This is a genomic window from Microbacterium sp. Leaf179, assembly GCF_001423785.1.
Taxonomy (GTDB): domain Bacteria; phylum Actinomycetota; class Actinomycetes; order Actinomycetales; family Microbacteriaceae; genus Microbacterium.
Map to the genome: position 1 here is coordinate 705376 of NZ_LMPH01000002.1, position 20637 is coordinate 726012.

Annotated in this window: 23 protein-coding genes and 1 tRNA gene; 12 read left to right on the forward strand and 12 right to left on the reverse strand. The window is 70.1% G+C overall.

What is annotated here, in order from left to right; all coding sequences use genetic code 11:
* Window positions 1-70: 70 nt before the first annotated feature.
* Window positions 71-1039 (reverse strand): siderophore ABC transporter substrate-binding protein, encoded by a 969-nt coding sequence (locus ASF96_RS10840; protein WP_055938996.1) that lies wholly within the window; start codon window positions 1037-1039, stop codon window positions 71-73.
* Between the two features lie 88 nt (window positions 1040-1127).
* On the opposite strand from ASF96_RS10840, the gene ASF96_RS10845 reads away from it, so the two are divergent.
* Complete coding sequence (locus ASF96_RS10845) at window positions 1128-1898, forward strand: siderophore-interacting protein (RefSeq protein WP_055839594.1); 771 nt, start codon at window positions 1128-1130, stop codon at window positions 1896-1898.
* A 24-nt stretch (window positions 1899-1922) separates the two neighbouring features.
* On the opposite strand, the gene ASF96_RS10850 is transcribed toward ASF96_RS10845, so the two are convergent.
* Both ASF96_RS10850 and ASF96_RS17580 read right to left on the reverse strand, forming a co-directional pair.
* Window positions 1923-3725, reverse strand: a complete 1803-nt coding sequence (locus tag ASF96_RS10850) for a S16 family serine protease (RefSeq protein ID WP_055938998.1) — start codon at window positions 3723-3725, stop codon at window positions 1923-1925.
* Entirely contained in the window at window positions 3722-4693 is a 972-nt protein-coding gene (locus ASF96_RS17580; RefSeq protein ID WP_156458829.1) for a GNAT family N-acetyltransferase, read from the reverse strand. The genes ASF96_RS10850 and ASF96_RS17580 overlap by 4 nt, the downstream gene beginning before the upstream one ends.
* Window positions 4694-4820: 127 nt before the next feature.
* On the opposite strand from ASF96_RS17580, the gene ASF96_RS10860 reads away from it, so the two are divergent.
* Entirely contained in the window at window positions 4821-5111 is a 291-nt protein-coding gene (locus tag ASF96_RS10860; protein WP_055939000.1) for a DUF4287 domain-containing protein, read from the forward strand.
* A 42-nt stretch (window positions 5112-5153) separates the two neighbouring features.
* On the opposite strand, the gene ASF96_RS10865 is transcribed toward ASF96_RS10860, so the two are convergent.
* Window positions 5154-5762, reverse strand: a complete 609-nt coding sequence (locus ASF96_RS10865) for a MerR family transcriptional regulator (RefSeq protein ID WP_055939003.1) — start codon at window positions 5760-5762, stop codon at window positions 5154-5156.
* Between the two features lie 70 nt (window positions 5763-5832).
* Between ASF96_RS10865 and ASF96_RS10870 the strand changes: the two genes are divergently transcribed.
* Both ASF96_RS10870 and ASF96_RS10875 read left to right on the forward strand, forming a co-directional pair.
* A complete protein-coding gene (locus tag ASF96_RS10870) occupies window positions 5833-6333 on the forward strand; it encodes a DUF4188 domain-containing protein (protein ID WP_055939006.1) in 501 nt (166 codons plus the stop codon).
* 29 nt (window positions 6334-6362) lie between these two features.
* Window positions 6363-7223, forward strand: coding sequence for a sulfurtransferase (locus ASF96_RS10875; RefSeq protein ID WP_235560583.1), 861 nt, complete (start codon window positions 6363-6365; stop codon window positions 7221-7223).
* 19 nt (window positions 7224-7242) lie between these two features.
* Here ASF96_RS10875 and ASF96_RS10880 read toward each other — a convergent pair whose 3' ends face one another.
* Both ASF96_RS10880 and ASF96_RS10885 read right to left on the reverse strand, forming a co-directional pair.
* Window positions 7243-8565 (reverse strand): flavin monoamine oxidase family protein, encoded by a 1323-nt coding sequence (locus tag ASF96_RS10880; RefSeq protein ID WP_055939013.1) that lies wholly within the window; start codon window positions 8563-8565, stop codon window positions 7243-7245.
* Window positions 8566-8792: 227 nt separating this feature from the next.
* On the reverse strand, window positions 8793-10247 hold the full coding sequence (locus tag ASF96_RS10885; protein WP_055939016.1) for an amino acid permease: 1455 nt from the start codon (window positions 10245-10247) through the stop codon (window positions 8793-8795).
* Between the two features lie 147 nt (window positions 10248-10394).
* Between ASF96_RS10885 and ASF96_RS10890 the strand changes: the two genes are divergently transcribed.
* Window positions 10395-11597, forward strand: coding sequence for a trans-sulfuration enzyme family protein (locus tag ASF96_RS10890; protein ID WP_055939019.1), 1203 nt, complete (start codon window positions 10395-10397; stop codon window positions 11595-11597).
* Window positions 11598-11615: 18 nt separating this feature from the next.
* Here ASF96_RS10890 and ASF96_RS10895 read toward each other — a convergent pair whose 3' ends face one another.
* Window positions 11616-12431, reverse strand: coding sequence for a Cof-type HAD-IIB family hydrolase (locus tag ASF96_RS10895; RefSeq protein WP_055939022.1), 816 nt, complete (start codon window positions 12429-12431; stop codon window positions 11616-11618).
* Between the two features lie 278 nt (window positions 12432-12709).
* Here ASF96_RS10895 and ASF96_RS10900 point away from each other — a divergent pair, with 278 nt between their 5' ends.
* Window positions 12710-13330: a histidine phosphatase family protein gene (locus ASF96_RS10900; RefSeq protein ID WP_055939025.1), complete on the forward strand. Its 621-nt coding sequence runs from the start codon at window positions 12710-12712 to the stop codon at window positions 13328-13330.
* Between the two features lie 173 nt (window positions 13331-13503).
* On the opposite strand, the gene ASF96_RS10905 is transcribed toward ASF96_RS10900, so the two are convergent.
* Complete coding sequence (locus ASF96_RS10905) at window positions 13504-14154, reverse strand: Pr6Pr family membrane protein (protein WP_235560584.1); 651 nt, start codon at window positions 14152-14154, stop codon at window positions 13504-13506.
* A 314-nt stretch (window positions 14155-14468) separates the two neighbouring features.
* On the opposite strand from ASF96_RS10905, the gene ASF96_RS10910 reads away from it, so the two are divergent.
* Window positions 14469-14900 (forward strand): MarR family winged helix-turn-helix transcriptional regulator, encoded by a 432-nt coding sequence (locus ASF96_RS10910; RefSeq protein WP_055839225.1) that lies wholly within the window; start codon window positions 14469-14471, stop codon window positions 14898-14900.
* A 54-nt stretch (window positions 14901-14954) separates the two neighbouring features.
* On the opposite strand, the gene ASF96_RS10915 is transcribed toward ASF96_RS10910, so the two are convergent.
* Window positions 14955-16451 carry an L-serine ammonia-lyase, iron-sulfur-dependent, subunit alpha gene (locus ASF96_RS10915; protein ID WP_055939027.1) on the reverse strand — a complete coding sequence of 499 codons (1497 nt, stop codon included), beginning with the start codon at window positions 16449-16451 and terminating at the stop codon, window positions 14955-14957.
* 146 nt (window positions 16452-16597) lie between these two features.
* Here ASF96_RS10915 and ASF96_RS10920 point away from each other — a divergent pair.
* The 5 genes from ASF96_RS10920 to ASF96_RS10940 all read left to right on the forward strand — a co-directional run bounded on the left by ASF96_RS10920 (window position 16598) and on the right by ASF96_RS10940 (window position 18899).
* Window positions 16598-16670: transfer RNA gene (locus ASF96_RS10920), tRNA-Arg, on the forward strand.
* 97 nt (window positions 16671-16767) lie between these two features.
* Window positions 16768-17043 (forward strand): hypothetical protein, encoded by a 276-nt coding sequence (locus ASF96_RS10925; protein ID WP_055939029.1) that lies wholly within the window; start codon window positions 16768-16770, stop codon window positions 17041-17043.
* Window positions 17040-17783: a DNA cytosine methyltransferase gene (locus tag ASF96_RS10930; RefSeq protein WP_082509559.1), complete on the forward strand. Its 744-nt coding sequence runs from the start codon at window positions 17040-17042 to the stop codon at window positions 17781-17783. The genes ASF96_RS10925 and ASF96_RS10930 overlap by 4 nt, the downstream gene beginning before the upstream one ends.
* On the forward strand, window positions 17780-18703 hold the full coding sequence (locus tag ASF96_RS10935; protein ID WP_156458830.1) for a tyrosine-type recombinase/integrase: 924 nt from the start codon (window positions 17780-17782) through the stop codon (window positions 18701-18703). Before ASF96_RS10930 ends, ASF96_RS10935 begins: the two co-directional genes overlap by 4 nt.
* Before the next feature lie 10 nt (window positions 18704-18713).
* Entirely contained in the window at window positions 18714-18899 is a 186-nt protein-coding gene (locus ASF96_RS10940; protein WP_055939035.1) for a hypothetical protein, read from the forward strand.
* Between the two features lie 41 nt (window positions 18900-18940).
* Here the strand turns inward: ASF96_RS10940 and ASF96_RS10945 are convergent, their stop codons facing one another.
* The 3 genes from ASF96_RS10945 to ASF96_RS10955 are packed head-to-tail and all read right to left on the reverse strand — an operon-like array spanning window position 18941 to window position 20634.
* Window positions 18941-19276, reverse strand: a complete 336-nt coding sequence (locus tag ASF96_RS10945; protein WP_156458831.1) for a hypothetical protein — start codon at window positions 19274-19276, stop codon at window positions 18941-18943.
* 35 nt (window positions 19277-19311) lie between these two features.
* Entirely contained in the window at window positions 19312-19998 is a 687-nt protein-coding gene (locus tag ASF96_RS10950) for a M15 family metallopeptidase (protein WP_055939041.1), read from the reverse strand.
* A 12-nt stretch (window positions 19999-20010) separates the two neighbouring features.
* Entirely contained in the window at window positions 20011-20634 is a 624-nt protein-coding gene (locus ASF96_RS10955; RefSeq protein WP_055939044.1) for a hypothetical protein, read from the reverse strand.
* Window positions 20635-20637 lie beyond the last annotated feature (3 nt).

Consider the following 20637-nt stretch of genomic DNA (forward strand, 5'->3'; position numbering starts at 1 on the left):
TCCCTCCCTCCCCACTCGCGCGAGGGGTCGGATTCTCGACCCGTCGCGCGAGCGGGGGTGGGGTCGGGCTTCAGGAGGCGAAGGCCTCGGCGGCCGAACGGTAGAGCTTCGTGTACGCCTGGATGCCCTCGTCGAGGTAGAAGCTGCCGTCGAGGTAGACGACCTGGTCCTTCTGGACGGCGGGGACGTTCTTCAGCGCTTCGGCGTTCTCGATGAGGTCCTTCGCCGAGACGTAGCCGTCTTCGCCGAACATCGCGTCGCGGTCGAGCACGAAGAGCCACTCCGGGTTCGCCGCGGCGATGGCCTCGACGCTGATGTCGTCGCCGTGCGACGCATCCTCGGCGGAGCGCTCGAGCGCGGGGGTCAGGCCGAGAGTCGGGAACAGCGTGCCGACGCCCCGACCCTCGCCGGGCGCGGCGTAGGCGATCTTGCCGCCCGAGGTGATGAGGCCCATGACGCTCTGCGACGGGTCGTAGGCCGCACGGGCGTCGGCGATCGCGGCATCCAGGTCGGCGGAGAGCTGGGTGGCCTCGTCGTTCTTGTCGAACACCTGGCCGAGGATGGCCGTCTGACGCTTCAGCTCGGTCATGTGATCCTGGCCGTCGCGCGGGCTCGTCTCGATCGTCGCGGGCTGGATGTCCTTGAGCTGCGCGTAGATCTCACGGAAGCGGTAGCCCCCGACGATGAGGTCGGGCTCGGCCGACAGGACGGCTTCGATGTCGGGCTCGCGGTGCAGACCCACATCGAGCACCTCGTCGCCGCCCGACAGCGAGGGCCATAGGTCGTACATGAGCGGCTTGGGTGCAGCGACGAGCGTGACACCCCAGTCACTGAGAGTCTGGAACGTCGTGTTGTCGAGCGCGACCACGCGCTCGGGCGCGACGGGCACCTCGATCGAGCCGTGGTTGTCCTCGACCGTGACGGTGGTCGCGGCGGCGAGGGTGTCGCCGGGGGCGGCAGCACCCGCGGCGCAGCCGGTGAGCGCGAGGGCGGCCACCAGGGAGGCGGCGGCGAGGGGACGGAACAGGCGGGTACTCATGCGAATCTCTCCAGTGCTGTGTCGGTTCGAGCCGCGACGGGAATCCCGAGACGGGTCGAGAAGTTAGGTTAGCCTTAGCTTTGTGAAGATGTCGAACCCGACCCTCGGAGCCCGTCTGGAGCCCCGCCGTCACGAGCTGGTTTTCCGCAGGGCGACCCTCGCGCGCCGCACCTTCCTGACCCCGGCGTACGTGCGCCTGCGCCTGGAAGGCGCCGAGCTGCGCGGATTCGACTCCCCGGGGGCCGACGATCACATCCGCGTGTTCTTCCCGGCCACGCCCACCGACGACCTGCGCGACTCCCCCAACCGCGAGTACACGCCGGTGAGCTGGGATGCCGCGGCGGGCTGGCTCGACATCGACGTCGCCCTGCACGCGAACGGCGTCGGCAGCCGGTGGGCCGAGCACGCCCCCCTCGGCGCCCCGGCGGGCGTCGGCGGACCCCGCGGATCCCTGGTGCTGGTCGGGCGACCGGATGCGTGGTTGCTCGCCGGCGACGAGACGGCCGTTCCGGCGATCCGTCGCTTCGCGGCGGCGATGGACGACGACGCCGTGGGCCGTATCGCGATCGAGGTGCCCGACGCCGCGCACGACCTCCCGGTCGCCGCTCCCGCGGGCGTGGAGGTCGTGCAGGTGCACCGCGGCGATCGCGCACCCGGCGCGGAGCTCGCCGACTGGCTCGACGCGCTCGACATCGAGGAGCAGCCCGACGGGTGCGTGTTCGGCTTCGTCGCGGCGGAGCAGGCGATCGTCCGCGCGGGGCGCGCCCTGCTTCTCGACCGGTGGTCGGGCGACCCCGCCGCCACCGTCGTGAAGGGCTACTGGAAGCGCGGCACCGCCGAGTACCACGCTCCGCACTGACGCGGCACGCGGCCGGTCATCGACTCAGTCGCGCTCCACCCCGGCGGCGAACGCCAGCACGCGGGCCCGCAGGAACGGGGTGGCGTAGACCGTCGAGGCGCCCGGCGTGGGCGACGCGACGGCGGTGGCGGTCGCGTCCGCGAGCGCTCCACGCACGAGAGGCACCGCGGCGCCGGCGTCGGCGAGCGCCTCGACCGCGCGCACGGCGTACTCGTCGCCCACCGCGATCCGCTGCTGGACGGCGACGGCCGGGTCGACCCCGTCGGGGACGCGGACGCGGGATTGCGCCAGCAGCGGTGGGGTACTGCGCGCGAACGACGTCGTCGCGATCGCCACGGCGAGCCAGCTGCCGTCGTCGCCGGCGAGCGCCGCGAGGTCGTCGCGCGACGCCGCGAGCGCTCGGGAACGGAGGGCGGCCAGATCATCGGCGGCGACGGGACCGTCTCCGGCTCGCGCGTCGTAGGCGTCGGAGGCCGCGAGCGCCGCGCGACGCAGGAGCGACGCGAGACCGTCGAGGTCGGCGTCGCGGTCGAGCGCTCCCGCGCCGTCAGCGGCGACGTCGCGACGGTCGATGCTCGCCTGCGCCGTCGCCAGCGACGACGATGCCAGCGCCGAGGCGGTGCGTCCCCCCTCGAGGTCGCCGTCGTCGGCGTCGTCCGACGCAGGCTGCTCCGCCAGGGCATTGCCGGCGTACCCGGCCAGCGCGTACGCCTCGGCCGCGGCGCCGATGCCCTCGAGGGCGAGGTCGGCCGCGTCGAGGGTGTCGGGCGGGTTCTGGGCCCACGTCGCGAGGAGCTCGACGGCCGCCGCGCGCGTCGCCGCGGCGGATGCCATCGCGTCCTCGACCGAGACCGCGGAGGCCGCCGCGACCGCGGCGAGGTCGGCCGCCGCCACCGCGGCCGACAGCGCGCCGGCCTCGTCGCCCGCCTCGCGCAGAGTCTGCGCGCGGGCGAGGGCCGCTCGCGCGGGTACCGCCCGGGCGTCGTCGACCGTTGCAGCGAGGGCGGTGTCGGCCCGCGCTCGCGCGTCGTCGACGGCGGCGGCGATGGCCTCCGACCCGGGTGCGTCGGCGAGTGGCTCGGAGCCCTCCGTCGCGCTGGGCAGCGGCGTCGGCGAGGCAGCCGGGGTGGGGAACGCCGCCTCGGGAAGGTCTTCGCCGGTCATGACCGCGTAGGCGCTCGCGACGTCGGCGACCTCGGCGATCGTCATTCCGCCCGTCGCCGCGAGCTGGTCGAGGTCGACGGCCGCCCCGTCGGCGTCGACCGCGATGCGCTGCCCCGCGGGCACGAGGATCGTGTCGATTCCGCCGGCCTCGATCGCCGCCGACACCTGCTCCGGCAGTCCGGCGACGGGGCTCACCGTTCCGAAGTGGGTGACCCCACCGGCGAGCGCGACCCCGGGCTGCACCTCGGTGCCGTAGTACAGCGCCAGCACCCCGACCGCGGTGACGGCGCCGGCCCCGGGAGTGTCGATGCGCGCGTCGAGGCCGAAGGTGTAGGCGGTGTCGGGACGGGCGCCGGTGAGCAGCGTCGCCGCGGCGACGGCGGTCCAGGTCGCGGACTGGGTGACGGGGGCGACCCCCGAGACGTCGTTCTCGGTGATGTCGATGCTCAGATCGCCGCCGTCGGCCGAGGCCGCGGTGATGCGCTGGGAGGTGACGCCGCCCTTCGCGCCGTGGGAGTACAGCACCGGGACCGTGAGCTCGTCCCCATCGAACGAGCCGTCGGATCCCGTACCGAAACCGAGCGAGAACCGCAGGTCGCACCCCGCGAGCACGACCACGCAGACGAGGGCGAGTGCGGTGGTGACGAGCGGACGGAACCTCACGCGTCGCCGCCGAGCCCGACGTACAGGGCGCAGGCGGCGTTGTAGTAGTCGCGCGTCTCGCCCGCCGGGCGCAGGCCGATGCGTTCGGCGACCGCACCCGACGCGGTGTTCGCCGGGTTCGTCACCGCGACGAGACCGCGGATCCCCTGGCGTTCGGCGAGCGCGCGCACGGCCGAGGCCGCTTCGGTGGCGTAGCCGGCCCCCCACGCGTCGGGGTGGAAGTGCCAACCGATCTCGATATTCTCGGGCCGACCGTCGCCCGCCCCGGACGACCACGGGATGCGCTTCAGCAGCACCGAGCCGAGGCGTCGACCGTCGGTCGTCTCGACGGCACGCACCCCCAGGATGCCGTCGGCCAGACCGACCCAACGATCGAGCAGGGCGTCGACCTCGGCGGTGTCGGTCATCACGTCTCCGGTGCCGAGGTACCGCCGCACCTCGGGCCGGCGGTACATGTCGAACAGGAACGCGCGGTCCTCGTCGGAGCGGGTCCAGTCGCGCAGCACCAGGCGCTCGGTGGCGAGGCGGGTGCGCCGCATGGGCAGGTGCGGAATACCGTCTTCGGCGAACGGCGGCCCCGAGACGACGAAACCGAAGCGGGCGTACCAGGGGGCGAGGTGCGCCTGCGCGTCGAGCAGGATCGGGATGCCGGGAGCCTCGGCGTCGAGCACGTCGACGGCGGCGCGCATGAGGTCGGCCGCGATACCGCGCCCGCGTGCGGCGGTCGCGGTGGCGACGCGACCGATGCGCGTGTTGGCGGGCTCACGGAGCAGGCGGAGGGTCGCCAGGACGTCGTCGCCCTCGGTCGCCCAGAGCAGCTCCGCCCCCTCTTCGATGTCTCGGCCGTCGATCTCGGGGTACGCGGCCTCTTGCTCGACGACGAACACCGCCACGCGCAGCCAGAGGATGCGGTAGAGGGTGCGGGGGTCGATCTCGGCGACGGGCGCCCGGTGCAGGATGACGGCCATCATCCGACCGTATCGCGGGCGCCCGACATCGTCGCGCCGGGCCCCCGGGGCGGGCGCACCGCGGCGTCGTCCCGGGGCGGCTCGACAGGCCTGGACCGATGTCGGAGGCGGACGCTAACCTCCGGTCATGTCCTTCCAGTCGTACCTCGACAACATCGAGACCAAGACGGGCCTCACCCCGCGACAGTTCGTCGCCCTCGCCGAAGAACGAGGGTTCGGCGCCGGAACGAAGGCGACGCCCATCCTGCAGTGGTTGAAAGACGACTACGACCTCGGTCGCGGTCACGGGATGGCGCTCGTGCACGTCATCACGAAGGGGCCGAGGATCTCCGACGCCCACGTCGGTCGGGCCGGTCCCCACGGCGATGCGAGCGACACGCTCTGGCTCGACGGAGCAGCGACGAATCCGAACGGCTGACGCGCGGGCGCGACGCCCCGGCCGCCGCACGCGCGGTACGGGTCAGCCGGCGCCGAACCGTCGCGAGGCGGCGATCTGCTCGGCCACCCGCCGAAGGGCCAGCACGAGCGGTTCGACCAGCGCCGTTCCCAGCACGACGTAGCGCACCGCATCCTCGAGGGAGGCGTCGGGCGTCGCGGCGAGCTCGGCCTCACCGATCGCCGACAGGTGCTCGACGTACGCCGACATCACCGATTCCGGCACCGTGAACCCGGCGCGATCCAGAGCGGCCAACGCGTGGGCCACGGCCGCGATCTGGTCGGGGAAGCATTTCTCAGGGCTTCCCCCCATGCGCACGAGCAGCGCGGTGGCCTCGGTGAGGTCGACATCCGCGGTGATCTCGGGGGTCACCGCGGCGTTGGCGGCGCCGAGCAGGTCGTAAGGGTTCTGCGGCGGATCCTCGAGCAACGTGACGACGCGGCGCACGCCCGCGATCCCGACTCCCGCGTCGACGAGGGCACGGATCACCCCGAGGCGCTGCAGGTGGGCCTCGCCGTACGAGGCCTGCGTGGGCGAGGTGCGCTTCCCCTCGGGCAGGAGCTTCTCGCGGAGGTAGTACTTGATCGTCGGGACGGAGACCCCACTCGTCATCGCCAATTCCGAGATGCGCATCACTTCCCCCTTGACTCGATAGCAAGACTATCCAACACTAGATAGCACCACTATCCAGTAAGGACGAGCCATGGCATCCCTTCTCCGCGGTCGCATGACCCACCACCACGAGGGCGAACTCGTCGTCTTCCACATCGGCATGACGATCAACCGCTGGTACCGCCCCGACAAATGGATGCCGATCCTCGGCGAGATGGGCCCGATGCTGCGCGAGCTGAGCACCGACCCCGAATCGGGACTGAAGGGCTTCACCGTCCTGCTGGGTGCGCGGGGCCCGTACCTCGTGCAGTACTGGTCGTCGCTCGAGAAGCTCTACTCGTACGCGTCGGCGCCGGGGCAGGCCCACCGCCCCGCGTGGTCGCGGTTCAACAAGCGGGCACGCACGGCCAAGGGCGCCGTGGGCATCTGGCACGAGACGTACGTGGTCGAACGGGCGGAGTCGATCTACGTCGACACCCCCGCGATGGGGTTGCCCCGGGCGACCTCGATCATCCCCGTCGGCGCGCGACACGACGGCGCCCGCGCGCGCGTCGCCGATGGCGCCACCCCGCGTACGGCGGGGACCGAATGACACGGGCCCGGCACTCGCATACTGGGAGAGTGAGCCGCATCCTCGTCACCGCGTCCGACCTGCAGGCCGCCCTCTCGGCCGGCGCGTTCCCCGACGGCGGTCCCGTGCGCGTCCTCGACGTACGCTGGCGCCTCGATCGACCGGACGGACGGCCGGATTACCGCGCCGGCCACATCCCGGGGGCGCAGTACGTCGACCTCGACCACGATCTCGCCGCGCACGGAGCGGCGACCGAGGGCCGGCATCCGCTCCCCCCGGTCGAGGTGTTGCAGAACGCCGCCCGACGGTGGGGCATCGATGCCGGCGACACGGTCGTCGTCTACGACGACCTGAAGAACATGTCCAGTGCCCGCGCGTGGTGGCTGCTGCGGTTCGCGGGCGTCGCCGACGTGCGCCTGCTCGACGGGGCGTGGCGGGCATGGACCGAGGCCGGATTCGACCGTGAGACCGGGGACGCGGCGATCCCGACGCCGGGCGACATCGACCTCGCCTACGGCGCGCTGCCGTCGCTCGAGCTGGGCGAGGTGGGCGCGTTCGCCGACGATTCCCTGCTGCTCGACGCGCGCACCGCGGAGCGTTATCGCGGCGAGGTGGAACCGATCGACCCGCGGGCGGGACACATTCCCGGGGCGATCAGTGCGCCGACGACCGAGAACGTCGACGCCGACGGGCGTTTCCACACTCCCGACGCGTTGCGGTCGCGGTTCCGCATGCTCGGCGCCGAGGACGGCATGTCGGTGGGCGTGTACTGCGGCTCCGGTGTGACGGCGGCCCATCAGGCGGTGGCGTTGACCCTCGCCGGGTTCGAGCCGCGCGTGTTCCCGGGGTCGTGGAGCCAGTGGTCGAACCACCCGGAGCTGCCGGTGCAGACGGGACCCGCACCGCGCTGAGACCGGCGCCGCCGACGGGCTAAGCCCAGAGATCACTCACCGGGATGTCGTGACCGAGCACGTTCTGCGCGGCGCGATGGCCCGACAGCATCGCGCCGGGGACGGTGGCCGGATCGTCGCCCCAGGTCGCCTCCCCCGCGAGGTGCAGCACCCCGCCGACGGGCTCGGCGAGATCGTCGTGGTCGGCACCGACCGAACCCGGCAGCATGTACGCGTAGGAACCGCGCGAGAACGGATCGTCCTGCCAGCGCGTCACGATGGCGCTGGTCGGTTCCGTGACGACATCGCCGTACAGGCGGCGCAGCTGCGCCACGGTCGAGGCGACGATCTCGGCATCGGTCCACTCCCGTGTCGCGACGGCCGCCGGGCCCGCCGCGAAGGTGAGCAGCGCGTGCTCGTCGTGGAGTCGTCCGATGTCGTACCAGGAGTGCCACCACTCCCCCTCGTCGCCGAGCTGACGGATGCCGTAGACCCCGGCATCCCAGAATCGTTCGTCGAAGCGCAGCACGACCTTCTCGAAGGCGTTCATACGCACGAGGCCCAGGGCACGGCGATGACGAGCGGGAAGCTCGGGCTCGAACACGACGTCGCCGGCGTGCAGGACTCCGACCGGAACGGTGACGACGGCCCGGGCGGCGGTGAAGGTGCCGTGGTCGGTGTCGACCCGCACGCCCTCGGGCGACCAGTGCACCCGCGAGACGAGGTGTCCGAGGCGCACGTCGAGGCCGTCGGCGAAGTTCCGGGCGAGTTCGTCGTACCCGTGCGGGAATACGACCTCGTCACCGTTGACCGTGTCGTCGTCGAGGCCGTGGGCGCCGAGGGCAGCCATGCCGATGCCGTACTGCTCCTGGGCGCGGCGGTCGTTGTACTCGCGCACGCGTTCCGTGCGTTCGGCATCCCAGTCCTGTGCGGCGAGCGCCTTCTCGACGACGTCGGCGTAGGTGGCATCCGGATCGGCGTCGGCGATGATCTCGACGAGGGCGGCGTTCAGCGTGCGGATGTCGTCGGCGTACCGCCGCACCGCGTCGTCGTCGAGTCGCTCACCGTCGGCGTCGAAGTAGGCCAGCGGGCGGCTGTCGGGCTGGTATCCCCCGACGGTGAACTCCCTCATCGGCATGCCGAACGCGCGGGCGGCCTCGGCGACCGGGCTGTCGTCGATGCCGTGGATCCATGAGGCCCCGCGGTCGGTGACGTGCCCGTGCGAGCGATCCGAGAAGACGCGCCCGCCGATCCGATCGCGCGCCTCGAGGACGACGACCTGGTGCCCGGCGCGGGCCAGCAGACGCGCCGCGGCGAGGCCCGAGACCCCCGCGCCGACGACGATCGTGTCGACAGTGTCCATGCGTCCTCCCCCGTTCCAGGCCGATCGCTCGACCCGACTTCCCGCGACCGTACTGCGGGCGACGAGCCGGTGGCATCCGCCTCGCCGGAGCGTCCATGGCGTCGGAGTGGACACCGCGTACAGCGGGAACGCGCGCACACGGAGCAACACAGCCCTCGGCCGACCCGCGGGCGAGACGGAGCGCCACAGCCCGAGCCGTCACGGTCCGGGCGTCGCTGAGCGGAAGGTCAGGAGGCGGGCGCCTCCTCGTCGAGCGCCGCGGGTCTGACGCCGCGACGACCGTAACGCCACCAGAAGAACAGGTAGCAGAGGCCCACGAACGGGATGCCGAAGTACAGCGCCGCGACCTGCTGCGGGTCGAAGGCGATCGCCACGATCGACGCGGTGAGCAGCACGAAGGCGAGGATCGGCACCAGCGGATACAGCGGTGTGCGGTAGGCCAGGCTCGACAGGTCTCCGCCCGCGCGCAGGAACGCCCGGCGGTGGAAGAACTGCGCGGCCACGATCGACATCCACACCGCGACCGCCGCGAAACCGGCGATCGACACGAGCACGAGGTACACCGTCTCGGCGGCGATCACGCTGGAGATCAGCGAGACCAGGCCGATGGCCAAGCTCACGATCAGCGCGACCAACGGGATGCCGCGGCGGGTCAGGCGCGTGAACGAGCGGGGCGCGTAGCCCTCTTCGGCGAGCGAGAACAGCATGCGCGCACACGAATACAGACCGCTGTTGCCCACCGAGAGCAGCGCGGTGATGACGACGAAGTTCATGATGTCGGCCGCGTAGGGCACACCGACGTACTCGAAGACGTCGACGAACGGGCTGGAACTGAGTCCGGCCTTCTCGTAGGGCAGCAGGGCCGCGATGACGGTGATCGAGCAGACGAACAGCACGAGCAGGCGCAGCACGGTCGAGCGGAGCGCCCGGGGGATGTTGCGACCCGGATCCTTGGTCTCGCCCGCGGCGACGCCGACGAGCTCGGCACCGCTGAAGGCGTAGAACACCGCGAGAGAGGTGATGAGCACGCCGCCGAGACCCGCGGGGAGCAGCCCCTCGGGGGTCACGAAGTTGCTGAACAGCACGGCCTCGTGAGGGGTGGTCGACAGGGGCGTGAAGCCGAAGATCGCCATCGTGCCGAGCACGATCAGCGCCAGGATCGCGACCACCTTGATGAGTGCGAACCAGAACTCGGTCTCACCGAACACGCGCGCCGAGATCGCGTTGAGCGTGAACAGGATGCCGGCGAACACCAGGCACCACACCCACACGTCGACCGTGGGGAACCAGCGCTGCATGAGGATTCCGGACGCCGTGAACTCCGACCCGAGGGCGACCACCCAGCACAGCCAGTACAGCCACGCCGTCACGAAGCCCGTCGCCGGCCCCATGGTGCGTGCCGCGTAGATGTGGATGGATCCCGAGACGGGATAGACGACGGCGAGCTCGCCCAGGCACACCATGACCAGCCAGACGACGAAGGCGCCCAGCAGGTATGCGAGCACGGCTCCCAGCGGACCGGCCTGGTGGATCGTGTAGCCCGAGCTGAGGAAGAGTCCCGACCCGATCACGCCGCCGAGGGCGATCATCACGAGGTGGCGCGCATCCATCGCCCGCCGCAAGTGGCGTTCGGGCGTGCCCGCACCGGAGCGCTCGAGGGGCTGACCCGTGGGTCGGTTCATGGGTGTTCTCGCATTCGTACTCGAGCCGGTGGCAGACGGGACTCGCGGGCGCCGCAGGTCAGAGTAATGGATGCCGCCGACACGACCGCGCTCACTACGCTGAGGCGGTGCCGCTCCCTCGTCGGCGCGGACGGGAAGGACTCCGAGATGACCACGCGCCCCGATCGCACCGACGCCCACTCACTGGGAGAGGCGAGCCTGGCCGTCCACGGCGGGAAGATGCTCGACAGCACTCGCGCGCTGAGGACGCCGCTGGTCATGTCGAACTCGTTCGCCCTGCCCGACGATCCGAGCGAGATCAGCTGGTCGGCGTACGAGCCGGGCCTGTACACCCGCAACACCGGGGTGAACCAGGCCGCGCTCGAGGCGAAGCTCGCCGCTCTCGACGGGGGCGAGGCGGCGGTGGTCCTCGCTTCGGGCGTCGCCGCTCTGCACGCCGTGTTCTTCACCCACGTGAGGGTGGGCGATCACGTCGTCGTCAGCGACGTGGTCTACGAGGCGACCTGGCGGCTCTGGACCGAATTGCTCCCCGAGCGGTACGGCATCCATGCGACTTTCGTCGATGTGACGGATCCGGATGCCGTCCGCGCCGCACTGCGCCCCGAGACGCGTCTCGTGTGCGTCGAAGCCATCGCCAACCCGACCACGAAGGTCGCCGACATCGCGATGCTCGCCGAGATCACGCACGCGGCCGGGGCGATCCTGATGGTCGATTCGACCTTCACGCCGCCGCCGTTCTACCGCCCGCTGACCGACGGCGCCGATCTGGTCGTGCACTCCTTGACGAAGTACATCAACGGACACGGCGATGCCATGGGCGGGGCCGTGATCGGACGTGCCGATCTCATCGACCCGATCAAGGGCGACGCGATGGTCGACGTGGGCGGCGTCATCTCACCCTTCAACGCCTGGATGATCCAGCGCGGATCGGTGACGCTTCCGCTTCGACTGCGTCAGCATTTCGCGTCGGCGCAACGGGTGGCCGAGATGCTCGAGGCCGATCCGCGGGTGGCGTTCGTCGCGTACCCCGGGTTGGCGTCGCATCCGCAGCACGAGGTGGCCGCGCGGCAGTTCGGTGGCCGCGAGTTCGGCGGCATGATGGCGTTCGCCGTCGAGGGCGACCCCGCCGCGCAGAACCGCTTCGTGTCGCACCTGCGCCTGATCACGTCGGGATTCTCGCTCGGACACGAGGACACCCTGATCGTGCACACCGCGGCCGAGGGACCGCGGACCGCGACCTACCCCGAGGAATTCCGACGTTACGGTCACCTGCGCCTGTCGGTCGGCCTGGAAGACGCCGACGACCTGATGGCGGATCTCTCCGCCGCGCTGGACGCGACCGCGCTCTGAGTCGATCAGCCCCGTCGATCAGCCGGCGAGCAGATCCTCGATCGTCGTGATCACGCCGTGGTCGACGTTCGACGGAGCCCGGTGGCGCGCGCGGGCGACGACGTCGGGGTGGGCGTTGTGCATGGCGAACGACCAGTCGGCGGCATCCAGCATCTCGAGGTCGTTGAGGTAGTCGCCGAACGCGACGGTCTGCGCGGGGGTGACGTCGAGGGCCGCCTGCAGACGGCGCAGGGCGACGCCCTTGTCGACGCCGGGGTTCATGATGTCGACCCAGTGCTGTCCCGAGACGACGACGCGATGGGTCTCGGCGATCTCGTCGAGCGCTCGTCCGACGCTGTCCTCGGCGAGCGCGAAGTCGTACACGGCGATCTTCAGGACGTCGTCGTCGATCGCGAGCACGTCGTCGACGATCTCGAGGGCGGCGTAGTAGATCGCTGCCTGGGAGCGGAACGCCTCGTCGGTGCGCTCGATGTAGGCGGAGCGCTTGCCGCACACCACGACGCCGAGATCGTATCCCTCGGCGGAGAGGTGGCGCAGGCGCTGGACGGCCCGCGCCACGACGGCGGGTTCCAGGGCGTCGGATGCCACTTCCACCCCGGCTCGTACGACGTAGGCGCCGTTCTCGGCGATGAAGGTCATGGCATCCGCCGCGTCGCCGAAGGTGGCGCGCAGGGTGGCGAGTTGGCGTCCCGACGCGGGCACGAACGTCACGTCACGTTCTTCGAGCCTGGGGAGCAGACCCCAGAGGGTCTCGGGCACGTTCCCGGACGCGTCGAGAAGGGTGCCGTCCATGTCGACGGCGATGAGGCGGATGTCGTGGGGCACGCGGCCCATCTTCGCAGGCTCAGGAGCGGGTCACGCGGCGGGCGATCCGGTACCCCGAACCTGGGAAATCTATGAATAACAGAATCATCACGACCGACTCTTCCGCTCCGTTACCCCACCGTTATAGAGTGCTCGCACGGTAGTTGTTTTGCTGTGGCAGCTACCGACATGTGATTGCAGGACACTCTGGTGCAGGAAAGGGCCGGTCGAGTTTTCTCGACCGGCCCTTCGTCCTTTCCCGGGTCGCGGCGTTCCCGCGACCACTCCGCACGCGCGAGGATGGTTCCGTGAAGGACGACGACCTGACCGAACCCGACGGACGCCTCGTTCTGGTGCGCCACGGCGAGACCGAGTGGAGCCGCACCGGTCGCCACACCGGGCTCACCGACATCCCGCTCACCGAGACCGGCGCATACAAGGCCGAGCTCGCGGGCACCCTGCTGGCGACCCGCCGGTACGACCTCGTGCTGACGAGCCCCCTCGAGCGCGCCGTCGAAACCGCGCGGCGGGCGGGCTTTCCGCGGGCGCAGTACGAGCCCCGCCTGGTCGAGTGGGATTACGGCGCTTACGAGGGCCTCACCACGCCCGAGATCATCGAGCAGCTCGGCCGCCCCTGGACCATTTGGCAGTCGGGGGCGCCGGCCGGCGCGACCCCCGGCGAGAGCATCGAGCAGGTGACCGCACGCGCGGCGTCGCTTCTCGACGAGCTCCGCCCCCGCGTGCGCGCCGGCGAACAGGTTCTCCTCTTCTCGCACTCGCACTTCCTGCGCGCGCTGGCCGGCGTCTGGCTCGGGCTTACCGCCGCCGGCGGTCGCTACTTCGTGCTCGGCACCTCCGCGGTCAGCGAACTCGGCTTCGAGCACGGCTCCGAGGTCATCACGCAGTGGAACCACGTGCGCGGACGCTGACCCCGGCCTCCCGGCATCCGGTCTCGACGATGCCGTGCGCATCTCGGCGATCCGACGAGTGCAATCGGAGTCCTCGGTCCGGCGCGATTCCGGATGCCGAACCCTCGGCGTCGCGCCACCGCGCACCCCGGACGGAGTGACAGCGGACGTGTGAGCAGTCGCCCGCCCGTTCGCTAGTCGCGGGTCGGTACGGCGCGCAGGACGACGCCGGGTGCGCGCGAGCCCGCCCACGCAAGGGCACCCGCAACGACGAGCGCGAGGAGGATCCCGATCGAGTGCCCGGCGAGAGACACGACGCCCCGCTCCGGCAGCAGGAACCCATACGGCACCCAGCCGTCCGTGGCTCCGCGGATGAGGACGACAGTCAGCCAGGCAAGCGGGTAGGGGAGCACGATCCACAACGTGCCCCACGGCACGGGGCGACGGTCTCCGACGATCAGCCAGTCGACCAGGACGAAGAGAGGGAAGAACACGTGCAGGATCGCGCTCACCCAGGGGGGCGCCGATCCCGTCCCCGGCACGAGCACGTTGTACACCGCGGCGACCACGATGAGGCACGCCACGGCGACGGCTCGTGCGCTCGTCAGCCAGCGCGGCGCGGGACGGCCGGAAACCATGAGAGCTCCCGTCGCGATGAGCACGCCGCTCGTGAGCAGGCTGGTCTGGTTCGTGAAGTAGCCGAAGTAGTCGAAGGGATTGTCGTCTCCGACGGCGACGCGTCCCGCGAAGGTGAGGAGGAGGACTCCCACGACGGCGACGGCAACCAGGATGCGCGTCCACCCGACGACGAGCATCACGCGACGATCGGCAGCGGACGAAGACACGTCGACCAGCCTAGGGAGGCTCTGGTCGAACGACGAAAAGCAGCCGATGCGGATCCGGCTGCGACCCGGAGTCCCCCCGGCGAACGCGATCACGAAAAGATAACGGCGAACTCTTCCCTTCCGTTATCTCGTCGTTATAGAGTGCTCGCACGGTAGTTGTTTTGCTGTGGCAGCTACCGACATGTGATTGCAGGACACTCTTGGTGCAGGGACAAGGGCCGGTCGGAAGCCTCTCCGACCGGCCCTTACTCTTTGTCCACAGGACGGACCCGAGAGCGCGTCCTCCCGAGGCGTCCTCCCTCTACGCTGAATGCATGACCGATCGACGTCTCGCCGTGCAGGCGTGGGAGAGTCTCTTCCGCGCACAGCACGAGGTGTTCGAAGACATCCGGTCCGACTTCGACAGCACCGAGCTGACGCAGGCCGAGTACGACGTGCTCCTCACCGTCACGCGGTCGCCGCACATGACGGCACGCCTGCGCGACGTCACGGGCAACATGCTCATCAGCCAGCCGAGCGTGTCGCGCCTGGTCGAGCGCATGGTCACGCGGGGTCTGCTCACCAAGTGCGCCGACCCCGAAGACGGTCGAGGCTCGCTCGTGACCGCCACCGAAGCCGGCGCCGTCACGTTCCGGGGCATCGCCGCCGCGCACGGCCGCTCGATCGCCGCGCGCATGGCGCGCCTCGACAACGACGAGCTCGCCCAGCTGCAGGCACTCACCGCGAAACTGCGCGCCCCCGCCTGACGGCGGCCTCCTGGCCGGTCCGCGGGCGCGCTGCGACCAGCCGAGCCACGGGCGTCAGCACTCGATGACGTTGACCGCCAGGCCGCCCTCGCTGGTCTCTTTGTACTTCGTCGACATGTCGATGCCGGTCTGGCGCATGGTCTCGACCACGGCGTCGAGCGAGACGTAGTGCGAGCCGTCGCCGCGCAGGGCGAGCCGCGCCGCGGTGACCGCCGTCGACGCGGCGATGGCGTTGCGCTCGATGCAGGGGATCTGCACGAGCCCACCCACCGGATCGCACGTCAGGCCCAGATGGTGTTCCATCGCGATCTCGGCCGCGTTCTCGATCTGCCGGTTCGTCCCGCCCATGACGGCGGTGAGACCACCCGCGGCCATCGCGCACGCGGAGCCGACCTCGGCCTGGCATCCGCCCTCGGCGCCCGAGATCGACGCGTTGGCTTTGAAGAGCGAGCCGAGGGCCGTCGCGGTGAGCAGGAAGCGGCGGACGCCACGACGACGGTTCGCCTCGGCCACGTCACCGTCGTCCCACGCGGCGACCTCGCCGCGGGTGACGGCGTGGCCGTCGTACCCGAGAAGAGCGCTGCCCACCAGCTCGCCGTAGGGGGTCACGGCGTTGCCCGCCCCCAGTCCCGAGTCGGCGAGGAAACGCCACCAGTACATCGCCACCGCCGGAAGGATTCCGGCCGCTCCGTTCGTGGGCGCCGTCACGACTCGACCACCGGCCGCGTTCTCTTCGTTCACGGCGAGCGCGAACGCCCCGAGCCACTCCCCCGGCAACTCTCGATGCCCCTCGGCCTCGATGGCATCCAACTGTCCTCGGATGACGGCGGCTCGGCGCTTGACCCTCAGGATGCCGGGGAGCACCCCGTCGTTGCGCAGGCCGGCGTCGACGCAGGTGGCCATGGCGTCCCAGATGCGGTCGAGGCCCGCGGCGATCTCGTCGTCGGAGCGCAGGGCCGCCTCGTTGAGGCGCGCGGCTTCGGCGATGGTGATGCCGCGCTCGTCGCACAGCTCGATCAAGGTGGCCGCGTCGTCGAAGGCGAGCGGCATGGGCGCGACCGCGACAGCCGACGGTTCGCCCTCACGGCGGATGAAGCCCCCGCCGATCGAGTAGAACGTCTCCTCGACGAGGACGACCCCGTCGGCGTCGCGCGCGACGAGGGTGAGGGCGTTGGGATGCCCGGGAAGGCGCGTCCGGGGCACGAGGGCGACATCGCTCTTCGCGAACGGGATCTCGTGCTCGCCGGCGAGGCGGAGGGAACGCCCGTCGGGCCAGTCCGACCACGCGCGGCGAACGGCATCCGGATCCACGGTCTCGGGCTCGAGGCCCTGCAGGCCCGCCACGACGGCGTCGGGAGTGCCGTGGCCGATGCCGGTCGCACCGAGCGATCCGTAAAGCGCGCACGAGACGGATGCCACCCGCTCGAGGATGCCGTGAGCGCGCAGCCGGGCGGCGAAATCGACGGCCGCGCGCATGGGGCCGACGGTGTGGGAGCTCGAGGGTCCGATCCCGATGGAGAACAGCTCGAACGCGGAGACGTAGGCGCTCATGTCGCCAGCGTACGTGTCCCGTCCGACACCGTGTGGTCACCGGTGCGCCACGCCCGGGATGCACGCCGTTCGGGGCCGATTAGACGTGCCCCGGGGTCGCGGCTATGCTTGACCACGGCCTGCGCGCCGTTTCGCGCGGAGGCCCTGCGCCCGTAGCTCAATGGATAGAGCATCTGACTACGGATCAGAAGGTTAGGGGTTCGAGTCCCTTCGGGCGCACACAGTCGGTTGAGGCTGCCGATGCTCAGTTCTGGAGCATCGTAGGGTGTCAGGGTTTCCCTGACACCCTTTTTCCGTTCCCGTGCGAGGTGGCACGGTGACTCGTCGGAGGCGCATCGAGCGCGAGACGACGGACTATCTGAAAGCCGTTGACCGGCTCATCCGCCGTGCTGGCGTCCGCACGGCCGACGCCGACGAGATCGAGCTACGGCAACTCGTGGCCATGCGCGACACGCTCGAAGCGGCGATCACGCACGCCGTGCGAGGCCAGCACGCCCGTCGCCAGTCGTGGGCGTACATCGGCATGGCCCTCGGGATCAAGCGGCAGACGGCCCAAGAGCGGTACGCCGTGCGGGAGAAGGCCAGCGCATGAGCGCACCCAGGCTCCTCGACCTGTTCTGCTGCGCGGGCGGTGCAAGCACCGGATATGCCCGCGCCGGATACCGCGTGTACGGCGTGGACATCGTGCCGCGCCCGAACTACCCGTTCCCGTTTCACCAGGGCGACGCTCTCGACGTGCTTGCGCGGCTCATCGCGGGCGAGGCCGTGCCGTTCACTCACCCTGACGGCCTGGTGGAATGGCTGACCCTGGACGACTTCGCCGCGGTGGCGGCAAGCCCGCCATGCCAGGCGTACAGCATCACCCGGCACATGCACACGAACGAGCATCCCGAGTTGGTGGACCCGACCCGCGAGCTGCTGGAGGCTACGGGGCTGCCGTGGATCATGGAGAACGTGCCTGGCGCGCCCCTCCGCGAGTTCGTGACGCTGTGCGGGTCGATGTTCAACCTGTCGGCATTCGACGAAGACGGCGAGTTACTGGCCCTGCGCCGCCACCGACTCTTCGAGTCCAACGTCTACTTGATGATGCCTGGCGCATGCGTCCACGACGGCACCCGCGTGGCCGGCGTCTACGGAGGCGGCGCAACGTCGAAGGAGCGCCGCTCGACCACCACCGGCCGGCGCGTGGGTTACACACCTCACAAGGCGACCGCGGCGGAATTGATGGGCATCGATTGGATGACCCTTGACGAGCTCGCCCAGGCCATACCTCCGGCATACACGGAGTTCCTGGGCCGCCAGCTACTCAACCTCTCGACGGTAGATGTTTGACCGCGGTCAATCGAACATGCGTTCTATTCTTGCCTGACTCGCCAAGGTCAGTCAGAACGAAAGGTCAGTTATTGCTGGGCAGTGAGTGGGAGGACGCCATTGAGGCGTTCCTATTGGGGCAAGCGGCCGCGGGGATCGCGGCGACATCGAGGAAGTCGAGGCGTCAGCACCTGGGGCACCTGGCGCGCAACGTGTTCGAGGGGCCGTGGGCGGTCACGACGGATGACATCGCCGGGTACATGGCGTCGATGAACTGGGCGCAGGAGACGCGCCGCGGGCGTCGGAACACGTTCGAGGCGTTCTACGCCTGGGCAGTCAAGACGGGTCGCACGACAGTCAATCCGGCATCGGACATCGCGAAGGTGCGCCCGACCGATCCGCGACCGCGGCCGGTGCCCGACTCGATCTATCTCGCGGCGCTTGCCCGCGCGGACGACGACGAGCGGCTATGGATCGACCTGGCGGCCGAGCACGGTCTACGTCGCGCCGAGGTGGCCGTGATGCACTCGGATGACATCGTGCCGACGATGCTCGGGTATGACCTCATCGTCCATGGCAAGGGCGCGAAGGTGCGCGAGGTGCCGTTGACGCGGGCCATGTCCGAGGCGCTGCTCGCTCGCGTCGAGCGCGACGGACGCGGCTACCTGTTCCGGGGCGACGACGAGGGCCACGTGTCTCCGTGGTGGGTCGGCAAGCGCGTGGCGCGGCTGCTCTCGCCCCCGTGGACGATGCACAAGCTCAGGCACCGAGCGGCCACGCGGTTCTACGCCGCCGCCGAGGGTGACGCCTACGTGGTCGCGGACCTCATGGGGTGGGCGAACATCAACATGGTCAAGGTCTACGTCTACCTCCCGAACGATCGGAAGCGCGCCATCGTCGAGGGCGCGAGCCGCGTCGGCGCGCCCCTGGCCCGCGTATAGGCTCGCGGGCATGGCCATGGATCACGCCCGCAAGCTCACCATCATGCGAACGGCGCTTGTCGCGATCCTCTTCGCCATCGTGCTCTGGATCGTGGTGCAACTCGCTATTGGAGCGAACGCGACGGCCGAGATCAGAGAGCGCGAGGAGCGCTGCCTGACCTCGGCCGACTACTTCGCCTGCATCGAAGCGGACTGAGCACGAGGGTGTCAGGTAGACCCTGACACCCTCCGCGCCGTTCAGTCTTTCGGTGGGAGCTGGCGCGCCAGCTCCGCCTTCTCCTCGTGGAGACGCTTGTTGTCCTCCAGGAGCTGAGTGTTGGTGCCGTTGGTCTGCTTCTGCACCTGGCCGACCTGGGCCGACACCTTGTTCACGCTGTAGATCAGCGTCAGCACGGTCACCATGAAGCCGAGGAACTGGAGCGCCTGAGCTGTGTAGGTGGCCGAAGCGTCGGGCCGGATGATGTGGATGAGGATGGCCCCACCGAGCCCGACGACGAGCAGCACGGCGACGACGATGATAACGACGGTGCTGGAGACGGCGGGGCGGTCGGAGGGGTGCTGCTGGTCGCTCATGGCGTCCTGTTCTGCGCGGAGGGCGCGTCGGGTGTTCACGGGATGATGGAGGTGTCGCGGATGCCGTCGAGAAGCTGCGGCGGCTGGTTGACCAGTTCGCGGAGCCCCAGGTCTCGACGAACGTCGAGCTGCACGCCGTTCCAGAGGCGGTACATGGTGCCCGCATCGAAGTCGACGGCGTACCAGACCTGATCATCCGACCCGTCGTCGGGCGGGTTGATGCTGACGGTGACGGACTTGTCGACGTTCTCGCGGTTGCTCTGGCGCAGGGCCTCGATGAACGCTTCCTGCATTTCCTGCTTGGTGGCCATGTCTTCCCACTCCTTGGGTTTCGGGGGTTCGGTGACCGCGGCGGGCGCCGGGTCATATCGGTACTCGTCAAGCCAGGGCTTGTATTCGAGGTGGTGTTCTTCGTTCGCGCGAGTGACCCAGCGCCACCCGTGCCGCCACGCGGCCGGGCGGATCGAGTACGCACGGTTCGCGTCGAACGCGAGACCCTTGCAGTGCTCGGAGTCGTCCGGGTCGGCTGCCCACGAGTGGCCGGGGTATGGCCCGGTGCCGTTCTCGTAGGCGACGGATGCGTCGTGCATTCGCTGCTGGAGTTCCGGGTCGCGGAAGGTCGAGTTGCACCGGATGGTGCCGACCTCGGCCTCCAGGCGGCGGAAGGATCGGGCGGCGTCGTCTCGGAAGGTGACGCCCTCGCGGATGGTTTCGAGGCTCATGGCTCCGCTCTTTCAGGCGTAGACGCGCAGGGAGTCGAAGGCGATTCCCGGGCCACCGGCGAAGGCGTAGAAGCCGACGCCGGTACGGCTCAGGCCCACGCTGCTCTCGCACGCGATGATGGGCACGTCGTTGAGGTAGGCGATCAGGCTCGTGCCGTCGGCCACGAGCCGGATGCGGTCGCCGTCGTTGATGACGGTTCCTACCGGGGCCTGACCGTTCTCGGGCATCGCGCGGGCACCGTTGATGCGCGTGAAGAAGGCGGGGCGGGTGCTGCCCGAGGAGGTGCGCAGGCAGAACTCGACACCTTCGAGCATGTCGGTTGCGCGGAAGTAGATCGAGCCGGCACGGCTTCCGACCACCTTCACGACGGTCTCGATCACCATGTTTGTGGCGCGGGAGTCCACGAGCTTGGCGACGTTTCCCGTGGCGTCAGCCGGGACGGTCACGACGGCGGCGTTATCCTGCACGACGACGTCCGCGCGGACGGCGCTGTCGGTGGTGTAGGTCTTCCAGGCGCGCCCGTCCGCTGTCGCGATCAGTGCGCCGTTCGGGCGGTTGAAGTCGTCACGGAAGCCGGGAAGGAACGGGAGAAGCGGGTTCACTTCGCGGTGTCCGGTGAGGATGATGTGAGGCATGAT